This is a genomic window from Alkalibacterium sp. AK22 (assembly GCF_000585255.1).
GTDB lineage: Bacteria > Bacillota > Bacilli > Lactobacillales > Carnobacteriaceae_A > Alkalibacterium.
In genome coordinates, this window is sequence record NZ_JANL01000006.1 from 96,185 (window position 1) to 115,176 (window position 18,992).

General features: G+C 40.1%; 19 protein-coding genes and 1 tRNA gene. 8 read left to right on the forward strand and 12 right to left on the reverse strand.

Annotated elements, in window-relative coordinates; genetic code table 11:
- The first annotated feature begins 71 nt into the window (after positions 1–71).
- Both ADIAL_RS11495 and ADIAL_RS11315 read left to right on the forward strand, forming a co-directional pair.
- Positions 72–893 (forward strand): Ltp family lipoprotein, encoded by an 822-nt coding sequence (locus ADIAL_RS11495; RefSeq protein WP_051503627.1) that lies wholly within the window; start codon positions 72–74, stop codon positions 891–893.
- A 230-nt stretch (positions 894–1,123) separates the two neighbouring features.
- Positions 1,124–1,270 (forward strand): hypothetical protein, encoded by a 147-nt coding sequence (locus tag ADIAL_RS11315; protein ID WP_155849142.1) that lies wholly within the window; start codon positions 1,124–1,126, stop codon positions 1,268–1,270.
- A 987-nt stretch (positions 1,271–2,257) separates the two neighbouring features.
- On the opposite strand, the gene ADIAL_RS00775 is transcribed toward ADIAL_RS11315, so the two are convergent.
- The gene (locus ADIAL_RS00775) at positions 2,258–3,952 is read right to left on the reverse strand and encodes an Eco57I restriction-modification methylase domain-containing protein (protein ID WP_034298709.1); all 1,695 of its coding nucleotides are present in this window, start codon (positions 3,950–3,952) and stop codon (positions 2,258–2,260) included.
- A 97-nt stretch (positions 3,953–4,049) separates the two neighbouring features.
- Between ADIAL_RS00775 and ADIAL_RS11185 the strand changes: the two genes are divergently transcribed.
- Both ADIAL_RS11185 and ADIAL_RS00785 read left to right on the forward strand, forming a co-directional pair.
- Positions 4,050–4,532: a helix-turn-helix domain-containing protein gene (locus ADIAL_RS11185; RefSeq protein WP_081757589.1), complete on the forward strand. Its 483-nt coding sequence runs from the start codon at positions 4,050–4,052 to the stop codon at positions 4,530–4,532.
- 16 nt (positions 4,533–4,548) lie between these two features.
- Positions 4,549–5,661, forward strand: a complete 1,113-nt coding sequence (locus ADIAL_RS00785; protein ID WP_051503628.1) for a hypothetical protein — start codon at positions 4,549–4,551, stop codon at positions 5,659–5,661.
- A 278-nt stretch (positions 5,662–5,939) separates the two neighbouring features.
- On the opposite strand, the gene ADIAL_RS11590 is transcribed toward ADIAL_RS00785, so the two are convergent.
- From ADIAL_RS11590 to ADIAL_RS00810, 6 genes are all read right to left on the reverse strand, one after another.
- Positions 5,940–6,071 (reverse strand): hypothetical protein, encoded by a 132-nt coding sequence (locus tag ADIAL_RS11590; RefSeq protein ID WP_269317476.1) that lies wholly within the window; start codon positions 6,069–6,071, stop codon positions 5,940–5,942.
- A 281-nt stretch (positions 6,072–6,352) separates the two neighbouring features.
- Entirely contained in the window at positions 6,353–8,077 is a 1,725-nt protein-coding gene (locus tag ADIAL_RS00790; RefSeq protein WP_034298711.1) for a DNA primase family protein, read from the reverse strand.
- Positions 8,078–8,081: 4 nt separating this feature from the next.
- A complete protein-coding gene (locus ADIAL_RS00795; RefSeq protein ID WP_034298713.1) occupies positions 8,082–8,969 on the reverse strand; it encodes a primase alpha helix C-terminal domain-containing protein in 888 nt (295 codons plus the stop codon).
- A 221-nt stretch (positions 8,970–9,190) separates the two neighbouring features.
- Positions 9,191–9,490 carry a hypothetical protein gene (locus ADIAL_RS00800; RefSeq protein ID WP_034298715.1) on the reverse strand — a complete coding sequence of 100 codons (300 nt, stop codon included), beginning with the start codon at positions 9,488–9,490 and terminating at the stop codon, positions 9,191–9,193.
- Between the two features lie 169 nt (positions 9,491–9,659).
- Positions 9,660–9,938, reverse strand: coding sequence for a helix-turn-helix domain-containing protein (locus ADIAL_RS00805; protein ID WP_034298717.1), 279 nt, complete (start codon positions 9,936–9,938; stop codon positions 9,660–9,662).
- Entirely contained in the window at positions 9,939–10,178 is a 240-nt protein-coding gene (locus ADIAL_RS00810) for a helix-turn-helix transcriptional regulator (protein WP_034298718.1), read from the reverse strand.
- A gap of 132 nt (positions 10,179–10,310) precedes the next feature.
- On the opposite strand from ADIAL_RS00810, the gene ADIAL_RS10990 reads away from it, so the two are divergent.
- The gene (locus ADIAL_RS10990; RefSeq protein ID WP_051503629.1) at positions 10,311–10,937 is read left to right on the forward strand and encodes a helix-turn-helix domain-containing protein; all 627 of its coding nucleotides are present in this window, start codon (positions 10,311–10,313) and stop codon (positions 10,935–10,937) included.
- A gap of 47 nt (positions 10,938–10,984) precedes the next feature.
- Complete coding sequence (locus ADIAL_RS00820) at positions 10,985–12,127, forward strand: tyrosine-type recombinase/integrase (RefSeq protein ID WP_034298721.1); 1,143 nt, start codon at positions 10,985–10,987, stop codon at positions 12,125–12,127.
- Positions 12,128–12,386: 259 nt separating this feature from the next.
- Here ADIAL_RS00820 and ADIAL_RS00825 read toward each other — a convergent pair.
- Positions 12,387–12,459, reverse strand: a tRNA-Val gene (locus ADIAL_RS00825).
- Between the two features lie 139 nt (positions 12,460–12,598).
- On the opposite strand from ADIAL_RS00825, the gene ADIAL_RS00830 reads away from it, so the two are divergent.
- Positions 12,599–13,888, forward strand: a complete 1,290-nt coding sequence (locus tag ADIAL_RS00830; RefSeq protein ID WP_034298722.1) for a hydroxymethylglutaryl-CoA reductase, degradative — start codon at positions 12,599–12,601, stop codon at positions 13,886–13,888.
- Positions 13,889–13,959: 71 nt separating this feature from the next.
- Here ADIAL_RS00830 and ADIAL_RS00835 read toward each other — a convergent pair whose 3' ends face one another.
- Positions 13,960–15,318 (reverse strand): MATE family efflux transporter, encoded by a 1,359-nt coding sequence (locus ADIAL_RS00835; protein WP_051503630.1) that lies wholly within the window; start codon positions 15,316–15,318, stop codon positions 13,960–13,962.
- Between the two features lie 258 nt (positions 15,319–15,576).
- Here ADIAL_RS00835 and ADIAL_RS00840 point away from each other — a divergent pair, with 258 nt between their 5' ends.
- A complete protein-coding gene (locus tag ADIAL_RS00840) occupies positions 15,577–16,002 on the forward strand; it encodes a VOC family protein (protein ID WP_034298725.1) in 426 nt (141 codons plus the stop codon).
- Positions 16,003–16,458: 456 nt separating this feature from the next.
- Here the strand turns inward: ADIAL_RS00840 and phnE (ADIAL_RS00845) are convergent, their stop codons facing one another.
- The 3 genes from phnE (ADIAL_RS00845) to phnC are packed head-to-tail and all read right to left on the reverse strand — an operon-like array spanning position 16,459 to position 18,907.
- The gene (phnE, locus tag ADIAL_RS00845) at positions 16,459–17,271 is read right to left on the reverse strand and encodes a phosphonate ABC transporter, permease protein PhnE (protein ID WP_034298727.1); all 813 of its coding nucleotides are present in this window, start codon (positions 17,269–17,271) and stop codon (positions 16,459–16,461) included.
- Between the two features lie 16 nt (positions 17,272–17,287).
- Positions 17,288–18,115: a phosphonate ABC transporter, permease protein PhnE gene (gene phnE / locus ADIAL_RS00850; RefSeq protein ID WP_034298729.1), complete on the reverse strand. Its 828-nt coding sequence runs from the start codon at positions 18,113–18,115 to the stop codon at positions 17,288–17,290.
- Positions 18,116–18,127: 12 nt separating this feature from the next.
- Positions 18,128–18,907, reverse strand: a complete 780-nt coding sequence (gene phnC / locus ADIAL_RS00855; protein WP_034298731.1) for a phosphonate ABC transporter ATP-binding protein — start codon at positions 18,905–18,907, stop codon at positions 18,128–18,130.
- Positions 18,908–18,992: the final 85 nt, after the last annotated feature.

The window sequence follows — 18,992 nt, forward strand, 5'->3', positions numbered from 1 at the left end:
TTTGTCTTCAGAGTATTATAGATAATGACAGGTACTTTAAATTTATATAAGACAAAAAGGAGGAGAAATATGTGACTAAAGGTAAACAACTGGTCATCCTTGCAGCATCCGCTTTACTTCTTGCTGCCTGTGACATAGAGGATAATGACAGTACCAGCAGAGGCACTGCAAGAGAGGAGGCACAAGAGAGTACACTGGAAGAGGAAGATACGGTTGCAGCTGACGAAATAGTTGAAGAAGAGATAGAAGAACTTTCAGAGAACACGGATTTTGTCGAAGAGAAAGCAGAAGAGTCTATATCTGACGAAAGTGAAGCTGGGGAAGAGCTAGCTGAAGCACAAGCCACTGATGAAGAAAACGAAACCAACGACGATGAACAGGTACAAGCAGCAGCCGAGACAGAACCAGAAGCAGAGCCAGAGACCGAAGAAGTAGCTTTACCCGCCGAGCACCAGGCTGCCTTGAATAAAGCACAGACATACTCTGATATGATGAATATGTCCAAGGCTGGTCTCTATGATCAGCTCACATCTGAATATGGCGAACAGTTCTCTGCCGAAGCCGGGCAGTATGCCGTCGACCATGTAGATGCAGACTGGAAGGAAAATGCCCTGAAATCTGCGGAAAACTACAATGATCTAATGCACATGTCCAAAGCAGGCCTGTACGATCAACTGTCTTCTGAATACGGCGAACAGTTCACCGCAGAGGAAGCACAATATGCCATAGACCATATTCAAGCAGACTGGAAAGAAAACGCTTTGAAAACTGCCCGAAACTATCGGGATATGATGGATATGTCCCCCGCCGCCATCAAAGACCAGCTAATTTCAGTCTATGGTGAACAGTTCACCCAGGAAGAGGCACAATATGCGATAGATAATCTGGATTAGGCTGGTTAAAATTGCCTTTTAACTAGATGATGCTTTACGCCATTGTCTGCTTCTCTAGTGTTCGGGTGGCTGATTAGAAATCAGGCTGCATAAGTGCTTGCTTTACTTACTATTTGTACATTTTATGATAACGCTTTATTTTATTTCAAACTGCCAAGCTCAAAGGGTTGAAACGCTTACAAAAAAGGAGTATACTTCCTCTCATGAAAGATTAAGGGAGTGAGTGGACGTTGACTGAAGAGCAAAAGCAGGCATTGGAAAACATTCTCAGACAGAAGCAGGAAAACGGCGAAACAATCGGCATCAAAGATGTGACGCACATTCTCTATCCCCCAAACCAGCCTCCCGAACCGGGGACTCTTCCCCAGACACCTTAAACTAAGCATCTACACGGGACATCTTCCTGTGACCTAAAAAATAAGCCGCACGACGATGAGATTTACTCACTGACGTGCGGCTTATTTGTGTTCTGAATGGTCCCTACTGGACACAATCGGTACTATTCAACACGTTTCAATTATGCTCAAAAACCTTATAACCATAAGGAAAACTAGCATTTTAAGCTCAATACCAATTAACCAATATTATCATCATATACTACACTTTACTGCAACAGTTTTGCACCAATAGGCTGGGGGGATGGCTACTCTTACGAGTGGCCTTTTTATTAGGCTTTTACTATCTTAAGTAATTTTTTATCATTGTTTTGCTTATTCTGCTCCTTTTGAAAACTAATCCTCGTAAACCTCTTCTTGTAAATAGTAAATCAATTCTGGGACATTTACTACATCATAGGATCCGCATAATTTATTATCATCGGATAGTAATTGAAAGTCATAATACATTTTGCAATAATTTTTTATTTTATAGTAAGCTCGCACTTCAATATTGTAGGATTCGTTCACTAATTGAATCAATTCATCAATCATCGAATCACCTCGTTCTTCTAATTTTTGATTATTTTAAATTTATGACTTATTTTTAGTGTTACCTGTTACATCTTATACCGCTCTCATTATTCTCTTAAAGACATTTGAGGCTCTCACTGCACGAAGAAACCGTCATATCCGGTATTCATCTTGCTAACAATAGTGCAGTTAGTTAAGATTAAAGAAAGCATAAATCCCCCATAAAGAGGCTGAGACAAAAGTAAAATTCAAATGAAATTTCAACTATTAGCTAGTAATATATTAAAATAACTTGAAGCGCGCTTCCCACTTTTACAGGTTAATCACCTAAAAATTGGGAGCGTGCTTTTTACTAGAGACCTTTGTCCCTATCTCTTTGTGCTTTTTTAACTTCAACCTTGACATTTAAGTTTTGTATATTTGTAAAAGCATTAGTGCAAAAAGTAATCACAAAAATTAATTAATTTTAAAGCAAATATTTAATAATTGTTCTATTTTCTCTTCTATAACTTCCGTTTCTGTATCATTCTCAGTAATTAATTGTTTAGCTAGACTAATAACTTCTTTTGCTTCTTCAGTTTCAATATCTGGAAGTAAATACTTATTTACATATTGAGTAATGTATCGCTTTCTACCAGAATACAAGACGTTTTGAAATTCTATACTATGGTACTTACTCATAATTCTTGAATTTGCAACTGCAGCTGCAAGATACAAATAATCCTCACTATTGCCGTCTTTTAAAGTTAACCAATAGCAATTCCCATCAACCATTGAACCATCTTCATCTACCATAAATTTGGGGCTCTGGCTAATATCCGGAAACACAACTTTCTTTCTTTTCATCGCTTCCGGATCCTGAGGAACCCATATCTCATACCATTTCCTATTCGCTTTAATAACATATTTTCTTGAAGAAAGTATTTCTTTATTCTCGTCAAGATATTTTTTTGCTCTTGGGTATTTTTCAAAGTCTATGACTTTTCTTTTACCTTCTACAACTTCATGAGTATATAATATTTTTGAAGTGTAACCGTGATCTAAACTCCATTTTCCAATATTACGAGAAGAAATCAGGTTGTGAAGTACCTCTGGTTCCGGAGTAATATTTGATGGCAAATCACTCCAATTATTACGAATGAAAACTTTATCTGCAGTAGTTTTTATACCAACTCTCACTTTAAATATATCAGAGAATTTTTTATTAGAATTAGATCTAAGGGTCTTCGCCCACTCTATGTTTTCTGGGGAAGCCATAATCCACAAATCACTAGGATCCTCTGGAATTTTTAAATAGCCCTTTAGTAATTCATATTTTTTTGCTCCGACAAAGTATTTGCCACTTTCACTTTGAAGCAAGTTAAATATTGAAGCAGATTCTTTAATTTCATCGTGTTTATCGGTAGTCTCGTAGATTTTAGTAAATGGTATTGCATTAATGTTCTTATTAGGCTGACTTTTTTTCTTACCAATAAATATTGCTGGGAGGACAGCGGCTTCAAAAAGTTTAGTGTCGCCTAAATCTAAGACTTCAAGAATTTCATAATTTTCACTTAGCATTTTACGTGTTGTTTTTCCTGATTCTGTAGTCAAGTAACGGTTAGATGTAATAACACAAATGATACCGTTCTCCTTTAAATTATTAGTCATTGCAGCAATGAAAATTTGATATAAATCTACTTTTCCTTTTAAACCGTAATTTTTAACTAAGGTTTCTGAGGTGCTTTTATTAAGAAGTTGGGTTCTAACATAGGGAGGATTAGCAATTATCAAATCTACTTTATCAGGAATTACTTTATGATTATTTTCATAGCTATTAAATAAATCAATTTCTTTCTCAGGTATCTGCTCAAGGTAGTCACACGTAGTAATCGTTGTATTTTCTTTATTCAAATTATTGCGGGCGACTTCAGCAGCTTCTTCGTTTATATCTACACCAATAAGTTTATGGGGTATTTCAGAAAATTCTTTTTCCACTGCTTTTAACAAATGTCCTTCTCCACATGAAGGATCTAATAAATTTAACATATCACTGTTATTAGTATACGTATTGTCTTTTGTATAATGTTTTTTTAGCAGTTTAGCCATAAAAATTGACAATTCGTTTGAAGTATAATGTGAACCTGTTTGTTTAATGATATCTGTATTCATTTTAGCACCTCTTTAAAAGATTAAATGTCACTTATAAACTATAAAATGTCACTTATAAACTATTTTTTAAAACTGTTATTTATATAATAATAAGATTATGAATAATTTAACAAATAATATTAGCGTGGGTATAACAATCAAACGGCTCCGGAAACAGAAGGGGTGGACACAAAAAGAATTAGCAGAAAGAACCCAGCTTCAAAGGACATATATTAGTTCAATTGAAACTGGTGAAAAAAATATAACCATCAGTACTCTTGAAAAAATTCTCAAAGCATTTAATATATCTTTTCAATCTTATTTCTTGTTAGCAGATAAAGAAAAAAATAATTTTGAAGGAGAAAGTTATCTTTATCTGGAGCCTTTTAATTTAGACGATAGCACATATTGGCTAGGCAAAAAAATTAAATTTTATCGTTTAAATCTTAATATAAGTCAAGAAGAACTAGCCTACGAAGCGGGAATAGCTACTTCATATGCTAGCAAAATAGAAAACGGATCTGCTAATCTTACGGTTAATTTACTATATAGTATTTCTTCTATACTAAATATTCATATTTCTAAATTATTTAATCACTAATACGGAGGAGATCAACTTGGATCAAATATTAACTGACGCCTTAATTATCAAGAATAACATATCTAATTCTGTACCTAGGTTATCTATCTATGATGAATTGACACCTATTGATTCAGATTACTGGATTAAAACAGAAGAGCTAGAAGCCCTTCTAAATTATTCTTTAAAAGGTAAGAGTTATGAAGGATTAGCAGCGAGAACTAGATCAAAAAGAATAAATGAGGATATTTGTTTATCAATGGGATATCCTGTGCCTAAATCGTTTAAAAAAGTGAAACCAAGATTTCCAAGTCAAAACTTTGATAAATACGCTCAAAAAAGTAGAAATTTACAAATTTGGAACGATAAAATAACCCCAACCAGAAGATACGTAATACTTATTTTATCTGAAGATTATACCGTAGTTCGAGTGAAAATTTTATCTGGAGATCAACTCCAAAAATTTGATACTACTGGTACTCTAACTTCAAAATATCAAGCAAGTTATAGACAAGTAGTTAAAAACGAGGCTGTTTTGCTTTCACCTACGGACAGTATCGGTTTGAATCCTTATACTAATGATATCATACCTTCACTATACGGTATATCACCTGCTGCAAATCCTCTTGCAGATACCTTATTGAATATAGAAAAAGTATTCGAAAAATTATCAACTATTGTTAATAAGAGAATTCCTTTTGAAACAGGTAATGAGCGAATTAATGGACAAGGATTGCATGAACTAGTCTGTAAAGCATTAGGGTATTCTGTTTTTGAAGAAGATGGCAGTTTGCCAGATATAAAAAATCAACTACTTGAAGTTAAACTTCAAACTTCACCAACTATTGATTTAGGTCTATTCTTGCCTAACCAAGATGATCTTCTAGAAATATTACCATTAAACTCAAGATACGCTCCTAAAATAAAAGACATTAGGTATGCTATTTTTTATGCTGAGCCAACCGCAGACGGAAAAGAAGCTATCATTAGAAGTCTCTTATTAGTCTCAGGAGAAGAGTTTTTCACTTATTTTAGACAATTTGAAGGTAAGGGAATTAACAAAAAATTACAACTTCCTATTTCAAAGGTGCTTTGGTCTAAAGATGATGAAGAAGTTAAAGAATATTTCGTTGATAAATCTTCAATTTGAGTCTGATATAAATCATTCACCATCTTAATTATTTTAATTGATGCTTACATTAATTACTACTGTATTTATCTTGAAGTTATAGTGGTCACTAAACTAATAGGCCTTTCGGGTTTTATAAAATAGACTAACGAGTCAAAGACCCGAATCTGCCCCCCCTTAACATAGAATCATGCTTGGAAGTCAAAGCTTTGCTGTCTTGCTATATCTCCTTTGAAAAATAAGCTTCTAACCTTTAGAGCTCATTTATTTGCCGTATTTTTGCAAGATGGCCACTTGCCTCAAACTTCTTCAATTCTCAATTCTTCAAGTTTATTTTCTAGAGGGAAATCACCATCAAGTTTTATATCATTCTTTAAATCCACTAAAGTATTATGTCCATCTTGTTTACTTAACCAGTCGAGATATGTCATTGCTTCCTCCTTTTAATAGGCCAATACAGTTAAAGATAACTGCATGGCTATAGATAACTACATAGCTAAACGTTGTCATATCAATCCTGAAGAAGCCAATACAGTTATGCAGTTAACTTTTGCCATATTTGTTTCAATATACATAACACATATATAGTATTCTTTTTTTATTTTCTTTCTTTATTTTCTAAAAAGATAACTGTATAACTGCATAGGATATGAAGAATCGCTCTATAATAAGGCTAAACCTATGCAGTTATCTCATGCAGTTATGTTTTTAGTTAACTGTATAACTGCATGAAGTCATCTCTGTACTGCTTCATTTCTTTAAGCTTTTTGTTGTGAGAATCGAGATCCAACATCTTCATGTTTCCTCTTCCGTTCTCAATGGCCTCTGAATTTTCTTCCAACTTGTGTATCTCCATATCAATGGCCTTGAGTTCTATCTCATGTTCTCGCTTCTTGTTCACATAGCATGATTTCCGTTTTCGTCTATAACTCTCTTGAATGTAGGTCAATTCATCAAGGAATGGCCTATCATCTACAAGGTTATCTTCTTCAAGGAAGTAGTCCAGCACTTGTAATGCAGTCTGGCCTGTATGTTCCCACTCATCACTATCAGCAACGAATTCATTCAATCGTGATACAAACATTCGTTGAGATACCTTTGATGGCTTGCCTACAGTACCAGCCCACCTTACAAAGTAGTTGTAAACGAAATCCACTCTCAATCTCGCACTTTGGAACTGTTTGAATACATTCTCATAGAAATTAGCAACTACATCATTTTCAAGTGTGAACTCATGGAGAATCTTCTTACTAATTTCAGGCTGGATGAACAAAGTGAAATCTTCCAACTGCAACGCCTCATATAAAATGTACTGAAGAATCTCCTCATCATGTGCATACTCATTTTTGATTTTCGGATTCCCTTTGCTTCCTTTATAACTTCGGATGAATGGCACAATCAACATTCTTCTTTTAAAAGCGTTACTCATATCTGAAGTTTTTAAATGTCCATTGATGGATTGGATGATTAACGGTGTACCTTGAAAGGAATAGCGTTTCATCTTTTTAGGATTGATATTGATTGGATCACCAGTAGCAAGCGACTTAATCACACGTGGTTCATCTAAGAACGCTTTAGCATCATTATCATCTCCTATAATGACTTGTGCTTTTTCAATACCCTCTGTTTGATGGTCTTTCGTCAGTTCTTTCATTGTAAGAGGGAGTACGTTACTCTTTCCCACCAGTGACGATATAAACTCTTGAGCTGTTCCTTTTCCTGTTCGTCCTGTTCCACTATCTCGAAATAACACGAACTGTTCTCTGTTCTTCAATTGCACGCTGGCTCTAATAATCTGCCATAAGACTGTTTCAAGCTCTTTGTCACCATTCGCCCACTCTTTCAACATGGCACTGAATGTCCAGCCCTTTCTTGATGGTTCAGTGTCGAATTCTCTATATTCCGTTGCTATCTTTGAAGTAAAGACAACATCTGGCCTATATGGTTCTAATGTCTTAGTGGTGAAGTTGAATAGGCCATTTCCCACACAAGCATATCCATCACCTGTATAGCGTTTCTTTATTGGAGCTTCATTCTTCAGATGGAAGATAACTGTTCTTGCTTGAGATTCGCTCAATGTGTTCTCTACACAAGATATGAACTTGAAGAAGTACGCTTCTTCATCTGTATAGATTCCCTGATCTAAAAGGAATAGATTCACTGGATTGGCAATATCATTTATAACCACAAATGATATATACTCTTTTAATATACTGGCAACTTCCAACGGTGTTAAACGTGGCTTTTTCACCTTGATATTATCGCCTTTGCCTGTAGTATATTCTTTCTTTTCACGCTCTTTAAAACCTCTATTGCGTAGTATGGATTCAAGTTCTTTCAGGTTCGTTGGTTCAGGCTCTTGACTGGCCTCTTCAACAACGTGACTAAACTCTTCTATGTCTTTTGAAATATCATCTGGAATACTTTTTTTAGGCAAGTAATCAACCTCCTTTCTCTAGTTTGTTTTGTTCAGCTTTTAGAATGCTACGAAATATTGTATTTACTTCATCTTCTCTTAGTGCTGGAGTGACAAAGTTATCATTGATAAGGTGAATCCACTCATACGTTGCTTCAGCATTCATTCCCAGCGAAAACAACTTACCGACAAGAGAAGTCATTTTTACATTGCGTTCACCTGATTCAATCGGTTCAAGGAGCTGTTCCATCAAACTGGCGGTATAGGTTTTCTTCCTCGATACCTGAAATTGAAATGGTTTCTGTTTCCGTTTAACCGCTTGAGGGTTCTCTTTCTCATAGGCTTCTTGAAGTTGAATCGCTTCATCAATATCAAATGGCTCACCTTGATTGAAATAGCAATCTTCTTCATATGCTTCCTTAGTACCGAACGTGACTTTTAAACTTTGCAACTGGCTAAAGGTATCAGCTGATTCATCATAACCCTCAAGGCCGATTATACGGTTCACATAGGCCATAATAGTGCTGTTCTCCTTGATATTGAACGCTCTGGACGGTTCTATTACTACTCTGTACCGTAAACCCTCTATACCGTTACGGATGGAGGGGAACGTATAGAATCGGCTTCCTCCAATGGTCTGTTGGAGGTGTTCAATGAAGCCATCACGTGAGATGTCCATATCATCAAAATCAAGCGTTATAAGCGTTTTATGCTTGAGGTTCATATTGTTCCGTACCAACTCTTTAAACTCACCAGCAACGAAATAATGAACGGTGGTTCTCTTGTAATGATGGAGCTTCTCCACATCTGATAAAACTTGAATCTTTGATTGTCGGATAGCCTCAAAATCACTCAATTCAGTTGGAACGGCTTGAATCTTATTCCCTGTGTACCCTCTAGCAATGTAGATCAACGAATACTCCACCACCTAACATTATTCAACATAATAAAAAAACGCCCTTTCAGTGTGTAGTAAATCCACTAGTAAGGTACGCTTGAATATGGTAAAATAGTAGTGTCTAGGTACTATCTCACGTTTCAAACGTATTCCTTTTAGCTCTTCAGTTTCCGCTGGAGAGTCTTTTTTTTAGCTTCTTTTTTGTTTTCATCTCATGGCGAATAATTCTAAAATACTCACTGGCCATGATTCCGATAATGAAATACATAACCGCTACTATCATCACTACATACATTCAATTCACTCCTTTCAATTTTCTGCTGAAGTTTCTGAATCTCGTTAATCAAGTTTCTGTACTGGTATTCATATTCTTCCTTATCAAATACCATCCAATCATTTGTAAACTCTCGCTTAGTTGCTTCAAGATATGAGAGTGACACCAGCAGTGAAGATAATTCATGTTGGATCTCATTCTTTGCCATCTGGTTCTTTGCTTCATGGATTCGCTTCAATCCTATCAGCTGTTCTTTTATCAATTGCATACCTCCAGTTCCCCAAAAATAGTCATATGTCTAACTTTACCTAGCACCACACATATGGTACAGAATCCCTTTAAATCAATACTTACTATTCTATTTCATTAAAAATTAGCAATTTTGTTGCAGTTATACCCTTAAAAACACGCTTTGCCCAGCGGTGTCTATTTTATTTTTCGTGGTCTTGCATGAATGTAATGAGTGATTCTTTTGAGATAAATTTCTTCCCAGCTATTCGCACAACTGGTAAATCATAATCTGAAATCCACATCCCCAACGTGTTATAACTGATTCCTAGCCATTGAGTGGCTTCAGTTAAGTTAAAGTATGATTTTGAGTTCAGTTCTTGCTTACTCATCTCATTAAAGACTTCACGTGCTGAACGCTTAAAGAGGATTTTTAATTCTTCCTCTAAATCGCTTGATAGATCTAAACTTAGTTTTGCCATCTATTTCACCTCCTTATTTTCAACTTTAGGCACTTTTTCATTAAAAAAAAGTTCTTCATATGTCACTTCAGGAAAATGAGGTAGCAACAGATTTTTAATCATTACTTTTTCTTTATCATTGAAAGCATTTACTCCTCTTTCTTTCCTAGAGTATGCCTGAAGTGATATACCAAACATATTTGCCATATCTGTTTGAGTGTAGTTCAGAAACTTTCTATACTTTGATATGTTATTTTTCATGCTATCCCTCCTTTCTGCCGAACAACATTCGGCACTTCTTAATTTAATTATACATGATGATTAAAATATTGCAAGCTTTTTGTTCAACTTTAGGCACTTTTGTGATATAGTATATTCAAGGAGGTGTACTTATTGGAAGTAAATAAAAAACAACTTGGAAAAAGAATCAAGGATATAAGAGTTAATAGTTGCAACTCAACTATGGAAGAGTTTGGTAATCTGGTTGGTGCTGGAAAAAGTAACGTATCTCGTTGGGAACGTGGAGAAAACATTCCGAATGATCTAACCCTAAAGAAAATAGCCGAGTTGGGAAATATATCAGTCGAGTATTTGCTCTACGGTGATGTTAGAGAATACTTCTATAATGTAATTTACGAAAATAGCAAAGAATTTACTGCTAAACTGGGAGAAAAATCTCCATTAAAACTATTCAATGCTTTTTATGACACGATTGGCAAGGCTCTAGAATCTGGCTCACCTTATTATCCTGAACCTGATGATGTTCTTCAGATGTTCCACACTTTCATTGATAGTCAGCAAAAAGGTTTTGATAAATTAATGCTAGCTTATCACCTCAATAAAGCCAAGAGGTCTGCGAATACAACTATTGAACTAATGGAAGATAGTGAAGCAAAAACTAATCTGGAAGAATCATTAAAAGAAATAAATGAGGCTGTTGCTTCATATGAAAGCTACTTCAACACAAGTATTGATGATCAAATTCTTTACCTAATTGATATATTGGAAAAAAAAGAATAACCCTTACATACCCCAGCCCAGCGGTGTGCTAAAGGGAGAGAATATCAATGTTAAAAATTAAAAGTTATCAAAAGAAAGATGGCAACACGTATTATAAATTTCAAACGTATCTAGGTGTAGACAAGGCTGGCAAGCCAATACGAGTTGGAAGAAGTGGATTTACTTCTAAAAGTGAAGCTCGTAAAGAGGCCATGAGATTGAAAGCTCTACATGAAGAATCTGGCTATCAAAAGCCGACTTATGAAACCTTTGAAGAGATTTATGAGTTATGGTTCAACGTGATCTATAAAGAGGACGTTCGAGAAAGTACCGCTGTTAAAACTAGAGAGCTATTCGATAACCACATTCTCAAAGACTTAGGCCATTTAAGAATTCAAGCCATCACGCCTACACATTGTCAGGAAGCTGTTTTCAAGTGGTCTGAACGTATCTCAAAAGCTAAAGTCATGAAGAACCACTGTAAGCGAATCTTTGACTATGCTATCACCTTAGATAAAATCAGAACCAATCCTATGGAACGTGTTCATGTTCCAAAGACAAAAAATGAGAATAAACGTGAAATTAAGTTCTATTCAAAAGATGAATTGAAAAGATTCCTCGAATGTGTCAAAGAAGATAATAACCCTCGCTGGTTTCCATTCTTTCGCTTGCTGGCGTTCTCTGGTATGCGTAAAGGTGAAGCACTGGCTCTCACATGGCAAGACTTCAACTTTGAGGCCAATACCGTCACCATAAATAAAACACTGGCTAGAGGCAAGGACAACACGCTGATTGTTCAAAGTACAAAAACAACTGCTGGAGAGCGTACCATTTCTTTAGATCCAATCACCATTGATACAATAAAAGACTGGCGAAAAACTCAACGCTTAGACTATTTAAAGCTAGGGATGAACACGAATACACCATCTCAAGTTGTGTTCACTACCTTTGATAATGAGTTCATTCAGCACTCCAGCGTTGGTTCATTCATGAATAAGATTATCGAGAAACACTCTTTGAAGCGAATCACTCCACACGAATTAAGACACACACATTGTTCTATACTGTTTGAAGCTGGAGCTGGTATCAAAGATGTTCAAGAGCGTTTAGGCCATTCTTCTTATGAGGTCACTATGAACATTTATACACACGTGACTGAAGAAGCTAAAGAGAAAACCGCTGATATATTCGCTCAACACGTTGGCTTCTAGCTATAATCATCCATGTATCACTCTGGAATCGCCTCTGAATCGCCCTCACACCACAGGATGGAGGCACAAAAAAAGAGAGTATCAATGAACGACACTCTCAAGGTTATGTATGCAAAAGATGAAGCTGAAAGTTTAGTTTTTTTTACGAGAACACTTGTTTGTATGCAACAGTACCATGCAACAATTAAAAAAAGAAGCTTCCATACGCTTGATGAATACCGTCATACCAGCGTTTTGGAGGCTTCAATTATAAAATGTATGGTCCCTACTGGGCTCGAACCAGTGACCCCTACCTTGTCGAGGTAGTGCTCTCCCAACTGAGCTAAGGAACCGTAATGGGTCATTCCTATATGAGTATACTAAATCCATTGTAACTTGTAAACCTTTTTCTGCTTTTTAATGGTCCTTCCTTTTCTTTTTATGTGAAATCGGTCATAATGGATACGACAGCATCAGGAAGGAAACGATTAAATGGATACTAGTAAACTAAGTAAATTTTACCGAAAAACCCTGCACGAAAAGATTGAATCTCTCTATAAAGCCGGTGTGATTACCGAAGCAGAACAGACTCTCCTGCTGGAAGGTCGGCTGGATTTACCGGCTGACACTGGGGACAATATGATCGAGAACTATCTCGGCAATTTCTCTCTCCCTTTTGGAGCAGCTATGAACTTTGTCATAAACGGTCAGGAAAAAGTTATCCCGATGGCGATTGAAGAACCGTCTGTTGTAGCAGCGGCCAGTTTCGCTGCAAAACTGGCTGGTTCAGCGGGTGGCTTTGAAACAACGGTCACCAAGCGTGATATGATCGGACAGGTCACCTTAAAAGGAATTATCGACTACGACGGTGCCGAGCGGGCCATCATGAACTCCAAGCAAGCCATTTTAGACCGGGCTAATGAGGCTCATCCCTCCATTGTCAAGAGAGGGGGCGGGGCGAGAGACCTGGAAGTGCGGCAGCTTCATGATGAAAGCCAGGTAAACCTCCCCTCCTTTCTTTCTGTTCATGTGCACGTGGATACACAGGAAGCCATGGGTGCCAATATTATCAATACCATGATGGAAGGCATTGCTCCTTATATCGAAGAACTGACCGGCGGGACGGCTCTTTTGCGTATTTTATCAAACTATGCGACAGAAAGCCTCGCCACCGCCCGCTGTACGATACCCGCACACACATTGAAAACTGGACACTTTTCCGGCGAAGACGTCCGCGACCGGATTATTGAAGCCACTCAAGTTGCCACAATTGATCCTTATCGGGCCGTGACACACAATAAGGGCATCATGAACGGTGTCGATGCCGTCGTCACCGCCACCGGAAACGACTGGCGGGCAGTAGAGGCCAGTGTTCATGCGTTCGCTTCCCGTTCAGGCCAGTACCGCTCGCTCACTCAGTGGGAAAAAAATGACGCTGGTGATCTTGTCGGCCGACTGACTCTTCCCTTGCCTATCGGTACAGTCGGCGGAGCCATCTCAATTCACCCGGCAGCCAAGCTGGCGCATCAGATGCTTGGTCATCCCAACGCCATGGAACTGTCCGGTATTCTCGCTACTGTCGGTCTCGCCCAGAATCTGGCCGCTGTCCGGGCTCTGGTCACAGATGGCATTCAAAAAGGCCACATGGGGCTCCATGCCCGCTCTTTGGCTATCAGTGCCGGTGCCAAAGGCCCTGAAGTCCAGCACGTCGCTGACCAGTTGAAGAAAGCTCCTCATATGAATCTGGAAGCAGCCCGGACGATTCTGAACAGTCTGAATTGAATCAGTTCCTGATCAAAGTAAAAGAACTGACTTACCGAAAAGCTGCTTGCTCTTCAGTCGTCAGTTCTTCTTTATCTTATTCTCATCCATCTGGGACGGCGGATTTTTAACCGCCCTGGCTTCCCTTTTCTGATTCGTTTGTTTGGATCAATGACTATCGCAATAATCAATAAGATCAAAGCTTCAGTCAGCACATATGAGAGCCAGACACCGTTCATTCCGAGCAACCGACTCAAAATCAGAGCCAGTGGAATGATAATCAGACCCCCTCTCAGTAAGGAAAAGGCCAGAGCCCGATTCGGCTGATCTGTTGCTCCAAAATAACTGGTCAGAATCGTGTTCATGCCGGCAAAGACAAAACCAATAAAGTAAAGAAGCAGACCATTGGTTGCCATACCGGCGATATGACTACTGCCTTCACTGTTGAAGGCTGCGATGATTGGGTCCCGAAACAGGGCTGTGCCCCCATAAACAAGCAGGCTCAGCACTAGCGTAGTGATCAGGGACAGTGTCAGAACCTGCTTCATCTGTTTCAGATTCTGAAGGCCGTAACTTTCGCTGATCAGCGGCTGTGCCCCTTGGGCCACACCAGCAAAGAGGGCCATGACGACAAAAGCGATATTAGCAATAATACCGTAAGCAGCCAAGCCGTTATTGCCTTCCAAACTGAATATAATCAGATTAAAGGCAAACAGGACCACCGAAGCAGACAGTTCATTGATAAAGGCCGAGGCCCCCAGGTGTGTCACATCCCGAATGATCCAGCCTTCGATTTTCTGGACCTTCAGTTTCAGCTGATTAACTGGCTTAAAGAAATGAATCGCCAGAATAAGCAAACTGATGATTGGAGAGACACTGGTCGCTAGGGAAGCTCCGAACATCCCGAGCTGCATTGGAAAGATAAAGATATAATCCAGGATTACATTAATTATACTGCCGATCACCATACCATACATAGCCAGTGACGGATCGCCGTCATTGCGCACGAAAGACAGCAACATATTATTGACCACAAAAAAAGGCGCAAAAGTCAGAATCGTCCGCAGGTAAACCGTGGTCATTTCCATTGTTTCTGCATCTGCTCCCATGATCTGGGCGATTATTTCGGCTCCAAAGCGACCCACAACCATAAACAGCAGACCCATGATTACAGCAAACAAAAAAGTCTGAGAGTAGACCCGATTGGCTTGCTCCGTCTTGTGCCGCGACAATAGTATCTTGTAGCGTGTCGCTCCCCCCAGCCCTAGCATCAGTCCGAAACCGTGAATAATGCCGAATGCCGGAATACTCAGGTTTAAAGAAGCAATCCCAACCGGACCGAGTGCCTGAGCAATGAATAAGGTGTCCGCCAGAATATAGAAAGAGATGCCGAGCATCCCAAGCATATTCAGGCTGACGTATTTAAAAAACAGCTTCATACTGCGCTGCATAATATCCCTCCAGCCTTGAAAAGTAAACCTTAGACTAGCTTACTCATTCACCCCCCTGAAGTCAACCGTCTCTTACAATAAGTAAACTAGAGCAGTCTAATTTAGTATTCCAGTACTTCAAATAAATAAGCTCGTTTTTTCACATAGTTATTTTCTCATCAACCGGCCTTTCTCAAACGGACCGGTATCCTGTCAGCTTCACCTCACTGTTGGTTTGACGCTTTTTAAATGCATCCTGAACAGAAAGGAGGAAGAACAATGGAGATGCGTGTGTGTCCGTACCTGATGCTGGATGGAACAGCACAGGAAGCGGCGGCCTTTTATGCTAATGTTTTCAAAACAAAAGTGGAAAGCCTGGAATTTTCCAAAGACTGGCCTCAGGAATTCGACAACAACATACCGGAAGGCTACGAAGAACGAGTAGTTCACGCTCACCTGCACATAGGAAGTACCTGCCTTATGCTGGCAGATACTTTCCCCGACACCAGCCATACCGCCGGCAATACGATTACACTGATGCTTTCAATGGACAGCGGAGAGGAAGCACGCCGGATCTATGAGCAGCTGGCTGCTGAGGGAGAAGTCATCCTCTGCATGACCGAAACGAGCTTCAGCCCTGCTTATGCCTGTGTGCGTGACAAATTTGGAATCGAATGGCAGATCATAACCCCTACAGACAGCTGAACTAATTTAGCGCCCACCTTTTATAATAGCGGCCCTGACTTGATCACACAATCCCCCTGAAGCAGGTGCTTATAGAGCAGCCCGCTTTAGGGGAAGTGTGTATGCTGAAACATCCCTATTCAGATAAAACGGATAAACGGCCCTTCCATGTCGGCTCGTAAAAACTAGCAGTCTGCTCTGGATCCAGCCAGTCATTTGGCCAGAAGGTGTGCATTTTCTTTTCCGTGACCACCCTGTAGCCTAACCTATGCGCAAGCTTGACCGTTGCATCGATGCAGTACAGGGTTTCGGCTCAGGTTATCTCAAGCGTTTCTGTGACCAACCAATCCAGCAGCTCTTACCGTTTTGTGTGGTAGAAGGCATGAGGACGCAAAGAACCCCAATCCGTCGTTAACTTGACGAGATTGGGGTTCTTTATTTATAGTCTGCCTGCCAGGCAGGCTGGACAGCCTTATTTTATCCGTTTACCAAACGTTCACGCAGTTTGTTTGAGAAAATCTCAACAGCGAGGATCAGAACAACCAGCCCGATCAGGATCGAACCGACTTCGCTCCAGCGATAAGAACGCATAGCAAAGATTAATGGCGCTCCGATTCCCCCGGCCCCTACCAGCCCAAGAATTGTCGCATCACGCAGGTTCATGTCGTAACGGTAGATGGTTACCGACAGGAAGCTGGAGAACAGCTGGGGCAGGATGCCGTAGCGGACTTTCTGATAAGTCGTGCAGCCCATGGACGTCATGGCTTCTAGGACACCTCGGTCCAGGTTCTCGATGACATCCACATACAGACGGGAAATCATGCCAATCGAGGTCAAAGACATCGTTAAAACACCCGCATAGGGCCCAGGTCCTGTTACACGAATAAACATCAGTCCGTATACCAGAGACGGGATGGTTCGGATAAAGATCACGACCAGTCGAGTCACAAAAGCAACCGGACGGGAGACGATACTTGGCGACATGAGAAATGAAATCGGAATCGCCAGGAAAGAACCGAATACGGTTCCTAAAAATGCGATAGCGATGGTCTCAAATAAGAGCGACGGCACTCCCCCACCAGAAGTGAAATCAAACAAAAACTCAAGGTCTGGTGAAAACAGACCGCTGAATATATTGGAAGCGATTTGCGTTCCTCTCTGATCGAAGCCTGTAATGTTCACACCCATGAAAGACCAGATAATCAGAGCGATCAGGATGGCCGCAATTGTTGACAGGTAAAGCTTGCGGTTAGGTTCTTTATCAAGTTGCAATTGTACTGCTTTGTTCATGTTGTCCGCTCCTTTACTAGGTTAGTTTCATCCGGAAGTATTCACTGATGCGTTCGATGATGAAGACAACGACCATCAGGATCAGCAGGACCATCCCGACACTCGGGTAGTCTCTCCAGCCTAGTCGCTCGTCAAGCAAGAGACCGACTCCACCGGCTCCTACATAACCAAGAATTGCCGCATAGCGGATGTTTCCTTCAAAAGCATACAAGGATACAGACAGGTAGGTCGGCAGAACATCCGGTACGATGGCATAGCGGAAAGCCTGGACCTTAGACAGTCCCATGGATTCGTGAGCTTCAAAAGCTCCCATGTCGACGTTCTCGATATGCTCGTACATCAGCTTGCCGATATAAGATAAGGTAAACAGGAAGATAGCTACCGTTCCCGCCATGGTTCCCAGACCGAATACAAAAGTGGCGATCAGGGCTGTGATCAATGTCGGCAAGGTTCTTAAAATACTCAAAAACAGTTTAAAGAATCCATTGAGTATACGATTTTTAATGATATTGCTAGATGACAGCAAAGCAAAAGGAATGGCGAGAAGTGCTCCTGCAATCGAACCGAGCAGGGACATCTGAATCGTGTCAAACAGCGGGCCCCAAATATTGTTCAAAAAGTTGAGGTTAGGTGGGAACATGTCTGTCAGAATAATGACAAACTGATAGCCTCGAGTACGCAAGGCAGACAGGTCCACATTGGTGGCTTCCCAGGACAGAACCGTCACCAGCAACACAACAAGCAGAACCAGCGGTGTTCTTGACGCGCGCTGCTTGACTTCCTTGCCGTTGGACAGCGTGTATGTCTTGGGCTTAAAAATTTGATCGTAGATTGGTTCTTTCATTGTCGCCCCTCCTTAGACTTCCGCTTCTTCAACATCGTCCATTTTCGGAACATTGTCCAGGCTGCCGTAGATTTCGTCTAGAACATCCTGAGTCACTTCCTCCGACTTGCCATCGTAGACGACTTCACCTTTACGAATCCCAATCACGCGGTCCGCATATTCCAGAGCCAGTTCGACGTGGTGGATATTGATCAAAATCGACATATTCGTTTCTTTGTTGATGCGTTTAAAGTCATCCATGACGACTTTGGCTGTCACCGGGTCCAGTGAGGCCACCGGTTCGTCCGCCAGAATGATATCCGGATTTTGAGCAATCGTACGGGCCAGAGCCACACGCTGCTGCTGACCACCGGAAAGCTGGTCGACACGGTTGTATGCCTTATCCAGGATGCCTACTTTATCCAGTGCTTCCAGTGCTTCAACTTTTTTCTCTTTAGGAAAAATACCAAGGAACTTTCTCCAAGCAGACAGATCCGGTACAGAAGAGATCAGCACATTGTTGATTACACTGGTACGGGTCACAAGGTTGAACGACTGAAAAATCATACCGATTTTACGACGGAAGTCACGAACCTGCTTGCCTTTCAGTTTACCCACATTGACGTTGTTGACAGTCAGTGTGCCTTCGTTGATTTCGTGCATTCGATTGATACAACGGATCAGCGTGGATTTACCTGCACCGGACAAGCCGATGATGGCGACAAATTCTCCCTGGTCGATGGTTAAATTGACATTGCTTAAAGCCGTTACCCCGTTCGGATACGTTTTGTTGACATCTTTGAATTCTATCATGATCAATTGGTTCCTCTCTGGAGATATTCACAAAAAGAAAGCCAGGAGAGGGCGCTCCCAGCTTTTCTTTTGTATCGATACATTC